The 6,158-nt window shown below is 70.4% G+C and carries 6 protein-coding genes; 1 reads left to right on the plus strand and 5 read right to left on the minus strand.

Going from position 1 to position 6,158, the window contains the following annotated elements:
* Positions 1 to 100: 100 nt before the first annotated feature.
* From dusB to A7A76_RS20110, 4 genes are all read right to left on the minus strand, one after another.
* On the minus strand, positions 101 to 1,099 hold the full coding sequence (gene dusB, locus A7A76_RS20095; protein WP_206412976.1) for a tRNA dihydrouridine synthase DusB: 999 nt from the start codon (positions 1,097 to 1,099) through the stop codon (positions 101 to 103).
* A gap of 76 nt (positions 1,100 to 1,175) precedes the next feature.
* On the minus strand, positions 1,176 to 1,514 hold the full coding sequence (locus A7A76_RS20100; protein WP_206412977.1) for a YegP family protein: 339 nt from the start codon (positions 1,512 to 1,514) through the stop codon (positions 1,176 to 1,178).
* A gap of 306 nt (positions 1,515 to 1,820) precedes the next feature.
* A complete protein-coding gene (locus A7A76_RS20105; RefSeq protein WP_206412978.1) occupies positions 1,821 to 2,942 on the minus strand; it encodes a PepSY-associated TM helix domain-containing protein in 1,122 nt (373 codons plus the stop codon).
* A gap of 22 nt (positions 2,943 to 2,964) precedes the next feature.
* Positions 2,965 to 5,085, minus strand: coding sequence for a TonB-dependent receptor (locus A7A76_RS20110; RefSeq protein ID WP_206412979.1), 2,121 nt, complete (start codon positions 5,083 to 5,085; stop codon positions 2,965 to 2,967).
* Positions 5,086 to 5,227: 142 nt separating this feature from the next.
* Between A7A76_RS20110 and A7A76_RS26920 the strand changes: the two genes are divergently transcribed.
* The gene (locus tag A7A76_RS26920; RefSeq protein ID WP_428995203.1) at positions 5,228 to 5,443 is read left to right on the plus strand and encodes a DUF6053 domain-containing protein; all 216 of its coding nucleotides are present in this window, start codon (positions 5,228 to 5,230) and stop codon (positions 5,441 to 5,443) included.
* Here A7A76_RS26920 and A7A76_RS20115 read toward each other — a convergent pair.
* The coding region (locus tag A7A76_RS20115) for a PfkB family carbohydrate kinase (protein ID WP_206412980.1) at positions 5,350 to 6,158 on the minus strand (809 nt) is incomplete at its 5' end. The genes A7A76_RS26920 and A7A76_RS20115 overlap by 94 nt on opposite strands.

Genomic DNA, 6,158 nt, shown 5'->3' on the forward strand with positions numbered 1-6,158 from the left:
GCACGCCCCGGCCCGGGACGCCGCGCGCGGGCCGGCGTCGCGTCGTTTCGATCCGTTCGGATGCCGGCAAGCGCCGCGCGCGAATCCGCCGCGGCGCCGCTCAGGCCGCCGCCGGCAGCTCCGGCGCCACGCCGGCCACCAGGGCGTCGAAGTAATCGCGGGTCAGCCGCAACTGCTGCTCGGCCGACTCGGCGCGGTTGACCACCGCACGGAAGGCCGCATTCTCCGGACGGTCCTTGGCGTACCAGCCCAGGTGCTTGCGCGCGATGCGCACGCCGGAGACTTCGCCGTAGAACGCATGCAGGTGTTCGAGGTGGCCGAGCAAAATCTCGCGCACCTGCGCCAGCGACGGCGCCGGCAGCTCCTCGCCGTGCTCGAGGAAATGGGCGATCTCGCCGAAGATCCACGGCCGCCCCTGCGCCGCGCGCCCGACCATGACCGCGTCGCAGCCGGTATGGGCGAGCACCGCCGCGGCCTTGCGCGGCGAATCGATGTCGCCGTTGGCGATCACCGGGATCGACAGCTGCGCCTTGATCGCGGCGATGGTGTCGTACTCGGCGCTGCCGGCGTACTGCTGGTCGCGGGTGCGCCCGTGCACCGCCAGCGCGGCGATGCCGGACTGCTCGGCGATGCGCGCGATCAGCGGCGCATTGCGTTGATCGTGGTCCCAGCCGGTGCGGATCTTGAGCGTGACCGGCACGTCCACCGCCGCGACCACCGCCTCCAGGATCCGCGCCACCAGCTCCGGCTCGCGCATCAGCGCCGAACCGGCCCAGGCGTTGCAGACCTTCTTGGCCGGGCAGCCCATGTTGATGTCGACGATCTGCGCGCCGTGGCCGACGTTGTAGCGCGCCGCCTCGGCCATGACCTGCGGCACGGTGCCGGCGATCTGCACGCTGATCGGGTCCGGCTCGCCGGCGTGGTCCATGCGGTGGCGCGACTTGGCGGTGGACCAGAAGCGCGGATCGCTGGTGGTCATCTCCGACACGCACAGCCCGGCGCCCAGGCGCTTGCACAGCACCCGGAACGGCTTGTCGGTGACGCCCGCCATCGGAGCGAGGACCACCCGCGGGGCGATGCTGTGGGAGCCGATGCGCATGGCGCGCATTGTAAGCCACCCGGCCGCGGCGGGCCGGGGGCGGGCGCCGGGCGCGCCGGCGCGGGCGGACGCCGGCTCAGTGCCCCGAGAGGTCTTCCACCTTCAGCGAGGGCCCGTTTTCCTTGACCGAGGCGATGCCGCCCTCGCGGCCGCTGGCGTCCTTGTACATCTGGCTGTTGCCGATGGGCTGGCCGTTGCTGGCGGTGAGCAGGAAATACAGGCGGCCGTCGGCGGCCTGCTTGCGCTCGTAGCGCGCGTCGATCTGGCTGTTCTTGCGCACCGATTCGATCCCCTCCAGCGCCGAGGCCTTCAGCTTGTAGCTCTCGCTGCTGAGGATCACCTGGCCGTTGCCGGCCTTGAGCACGAAGTGGTACTGCCCGTTGTTCTGCTTGCTGACGACGTACTTGCCTGCCATGTCCGTTCCCCTCCAAGGCGCCGCCGTCGCGGCGGTGATGATGTTGCTGGGCACGCCCATAGGCGTACACGTCCTTAGAACGGCGTTGTGAAGCCGGACCGGACGCGGGAACGGAGATGCGTGGGCGCAACAAATGTTTCGGCGGCGGAAAGCCGTGCGCGAAAGCGGATAAATCCTGCGTTTTGTGCGAGGGCCTTCAGGCCCGAGGCTTTTGTTCCGGATCGCGGCGTCCGAGCGAAAGGCCTCGGGCCTGAAGGCCCTCCCACAAGAGCAGGGCCTCGCCGCGGCAGCGGGCGAGCGGCAGGATCAGCGCCCGCGCCGGCGCCGCCAGAACAGGAAGCCGGTGACGAGCAGGAACGGCGGCATCAACCCGGTCAGCGCGATCAGCACCTGCCACACCCGTCCGCCGACGAAGCCGCCGTGCAGCGGATACATCGCCTCATAGGCGCGCGCGCCGGGGCCTTGCCGGGTCGAGTCCAGGGTGCGCAGCACCGCGCCGCGATACGGGTCGATCCACACCATGCTGCGCCCGACCGGATGCCACTCGCCGACCGCGCGCGCGCGGATCGTCACCAGGCCGCTGTCCTTCTTCGGCAGGCCGATCCGGCGCAATTGCGCGCCGGCCATCGGCCCGCCGGGCGCTACCGCGGCATCGGCCGCGCGCAGTACTGCGGCCCAGTCGGGCCTGGCATCGGCGCGCGCGGCGAGGGTCGGCGGCTTGGCCGGCCTGGGTTCGGAAAACGCCGCGCGCAAGGCGCTGCGCGCGGCTTCGTCGTAGACCATCGCGGTGCCGGTCAGCGAGGCCAGCAAGGTCAGCGGCAACAGCCACAGGCCGATGCCGCGGTGCCAGCTCAGCCAGCGCCGCGTCGGCGGGCCGCGATACCACTTCAGGCTCGCCGCCAGCGCCGACCAGCGCGGCCACCACAGGTACAGGCCGCTGAGCAGCATGAACACCGCGGCGATGCCGACCGCGCCGAGCACCTGCTCGCCGTTCTTGCCGGCCAGCAGGTGCGTATGCCAGTCGCGCAGCCACAGGATCAGGTCGTTGCCGGTGTTGCGGGTCAGCAGCAGCTCGCCGCTGGCCGGGTCGAAATAGCGCCGCTCGTTGTTCGGGAAGTAGCCCTGCCACACCGGGAACTGTGGCGTGGGCAGATCCAGCGAGGTCATGCCCTGGCCTTGCCAGTGCGCGACGATCCGCTGCAGCGCCTGCGCGCGTTGCGCCTGGTCGATGTCCGCGTCGCGCTGCAGCTGCGGATACGCCCACAGCCCCAGTTCGCGCTGGAAGCTCAGCACCGTGCCCGACAGCGCGACCAGGGCGAACAGCGTGCCCAATGTCAGCCCCAGCCACAGATGCAGCCACTTCAACGCCGCGCGCAGGCGGCGCGGCTTGGGCTTGTGCGTTACGGCGGTGGCCTGGCTGATATTCATGGCTCGGCGCGGAGGGCGGAGGTCAGAAGCGGTGCGACCAGCTCAGGTTGAGCACGCGCCCGCGCCCGGCCACATAGGTGTCGTTGCGCGGCGTGCTCTGCGAGTAATAGGTCACGTATTGCTCGTTGAACAGGTTTTCGACGCCGACGTTGAGCTGGCCCAGCGGCAGCTTGAACCGGCCTTGCAGGTCGACCGTGGTGTAGCCGTCGGCGCTGGCCACGCGCACGCCCTTCGCGTCGAAGTCGCGGTCGATCGCGCGGCTGCCTTGCAGGCGGGTGGAGAACCGCTCGTTCCAGGTCTGGTCCCAGAACGCGGTGACCCGGTCGGGGCTGATGTTGACGCCGGGCAGGTCGCTGTCGACGCGGTCGTCGCCGTCGCTGTCGTAGCGGCCCTTGCCGCGCGCATAGCCCAGGCCGACGCGGCCGGCGTCGGAGAACTGGAACGCGACGTTGCCTTCCAGGCCGCGGATTTCGGTGCGCTCGCGCACGACGAAATAGCTCTGGGTGTTGCGGTCGAACTGCAGGCGCGAGCCGAGGTCGGAATCGGACCAGTACGCGGCCAGGTGCGCCAGCCAGCGGCCGTTGTCGAAGTCCACGCCGATTTCGCGGTTGTCCGACACCACCGGCGACAGGTCGACCAGCTTGTCCACGCTCTGGTTCGGCGTGGTGATGCCGCGCAGCACCCGGCCGATGTCGGCCACGGTGTAGCCCTCCGAATAGGACGCGTAGAACTTCAGCGAATCGGTGGCCTCGAACACGATGCCGTAGTTGGGCAGGGTCTCGCGGGTCTTGGGCGTGCCGCCGCGGACGAAGCGGCTGCCGCCGGCGTTGGCCGGAATGGTGGTGAAGTCGCCGACCTTGAGCTCGCCGCGCTCGTGGCGCACGCCGGCGGTCAGCATGACCTTGTCGGCCACCCACCACTCGGCCTGCACGAACGGCGACCAGGATTCGTACTGGGTTTCCGGCACCCACTTGAGCTTGGCGACCACCAGTTCCTGGTAGGTCTTGTCGCGGTTCCAGTCCAGGCCGAAGGTCGCGCGCAGGCGCTGGCCGAACAGGTTGTCGCGCGACCAGCTGAACTTGCCGCCGACCTTTTCCGAGACGTTCTGCGACTGGTCCCACCAGTGCAGGTCGCGGCCGTCGCGCCAGAAGTCTTCCCAGTCGGTGGCGCCGTACAGGCCCTTGAAGTCGACCCAGAACAACTGCGCGTTGAGGTAACCGCCGGCCAGCGACTTGTCGGTGTAATCCAGCACCAGCGAGGTCGAGCGGTTCTGCGCGCCGCGGCCCTCGCGGCTGCCGCGCGCGGAGGTCGCGAGCTTGCCGGTGCGGATGTCGCCGTTGACGGTGATGTAGTCGTTGTTGCCGCGCAATTGGTAGCGGTTGGCGGTCAGCTGCAGGCGCTTGTCCGCGTCGATGTCCCAGCCGGCCTTGGCGAACAGGTTGTAGCTGCGCGCGTCCATCAGGTCGCCCTGGATGTCGTTGACCGCGATCGCGCGGCCGTCGCCGTCGTAGAACAGGCCTTCGCTGGCGTAGGACGCGCCGCCGACGAAATCGACGTCGCCGCTGCGGGTGCCGAACACGTAGGACGCGCGGTAGCCGACGCTGTCGCTGCGGTTCGGCAGCGCGCTGCTGACGCCGACGTTGACGTCCTGGAACACCGCGCCGTCCTCGCGCGGGGCGCGCTTGGTGATGATGTTGATGATGCCGCCCGACGCGCCCAGGCCCTGCAATGCGTTGGCGCCGTGGATGACTTCGATGCGCTCGATCATCGCCGGATCGATGGTGTGGCCGTCGCGGCCGCCTTCGCGCAGCGGCGTGGATTGCGGCACGCCGTCGACCAAATACAGCGGCTTGCGCCCGCGCAGGGTTTCGCCGGCGTTGGTCAGTTTCTGCCGCGAGGGCGAGAACGAGGGGATCAGGTTGGCGAGGATCTGCGACACGTCCTGGGTCACCGCCAGCTGCTGCTTGAGCTGCTCGGCGTCGATCACGGTGATGGTGTTGGCCAGCGCGGCTTCCGAGTTGGGCATGCGGCTGGTGCTGGCCGAGACGGTGACGCGATCGAGATCCTTGGCCTCCTCGGCCTGGGCGACGGGCGCGACGAGGACGGCCAGCACGGCGCTGGCGAGAAGCTGGGGACGGAGCATGGGGGCGGACGGCCTGAGAACTGCGACAGGGCTCGCATGTTAATGCGAACCATTCTCAGATCAAAGCCGAGTGAGGGGCAGTGCCGAAGGCTGTGGGGAAAAGGCCATTCACATCAATCGCTTAGAGCCTGCCGGCACGACTGTGGGAGGGCCTTCAGGCCCGACGCTTTCGGCTCAGATCGCGGCGATCCGGGACCAGAGCGTCGGGCCTGAAGGCCCTCCCACAAAGACTTCAGGCCCTCAGCACCGGGCCGGCCCGGTCGCTCAGCCGAACCGCTCCCGCACTTCGGCGTCGCGCGGCATCGCCGCGGCGGCGCCGCTGCGTTCGGTGGACAAACCGGCGAAGCGCACCGCGTAGCGCACGTGTTCGGCGAACGGCGCGCCCGGCGCGCGCGCCAGCGCGGCCGCCAGCGCGCCGTTGAAGGCATCGCCGGCGCCGGTAGTGTCGATCGCCTTCACCGCCGCGGCCTCGACGCGGTAGAACGCCTGCGCGTCGCCGCGCAGGGCGGCGTCGGCATGCGAGACGAAGCAGCCGGACTTGCCCAGGGTGATGACCACGCTGCCGTGCGCCAGCAACTGCCGGCAGTGCGCGTGCAGCGTCGTCTCGTCGAGGCCGGCCAGCGCGTCGGGATCCAGCGCCGCGCCGCCGCGCCGGCGCAATTGCGCGCAGAACTCGGTTTCGTTGGGCGTGGCCACATCGGTCAGCGCCCACAGCGCGTCGCTGGCCACGGCGTCGGCGGGAGCCGGGTTGAGCAGGGTCGATCCGCCGGCATCGCGCACGCGCGCGAACGCGGCGACCGCCGATTCGTCCGGCGTTTCCAGCTGCGCCAGCGCCACCTGCGCCGCGTCCAGCGCGGCCGCGTGCTCGCCGACGAAGGCCGGCGACAGCTCGGCGTTGGCGCCGGGCCCGATCACGATGGTGTTGCGGCCTTCGCCGTCGACGTAGATGCCGGCGGTGCCGGTCGGCTGCGCGCTTTGCAGCGCGCGCAGGTCGATGCCGTCGCCGGCGGCGAGCGCGCGCGCCAGTTGGCCGCCGGCGTCGTCGCCCAGCGCGCACACGAACGCGGTCGCCG

The organism is Lysobacter enzymogenes, assembly GCF_017168095.1.
GTDB lineage: Bacteria > Pseudomonadota > Gammaproteobacteria > Xanthomonadales > Xanthomonadaceae > Lysobacter > Lysobacter enzymogenes_D.

What these genes read in the sequence shown, in the direction of transcription:
- dusB (WP_206412976.1), bottom strand. Translation starts at nt 1,099, where the DNA reads ATGCGCATCGGCTCCCACAGCATCGCCCCGCGGGTGGTCCTCGCTCCG.
- A7A76_RS20100 (WP_206412977.1), bottom strand. Translation starts at nt 1,514, where the DNA reads ATGGCAGGCAAGTACGTCGTCAGCAAGCAGAACAACGGGCAGTACCAC.
- A7A76_RS20105 (WP_206412978.1), bottom strand. Translation starts at nt 2,942, where the DNA reads ATGAATATCAGCCAGGCCACCGCCGTAACGCACAAGCCCAAGCCGCGC.
- A7A76_RS20110 (WP_206412979.1), bottom strand. Translation starts at nt 5,085, where the DNA reads ATGCTCCGTCCCCAGCTTCTCGCCAGCGCCGTGCTGGCCGTCCTCGTC.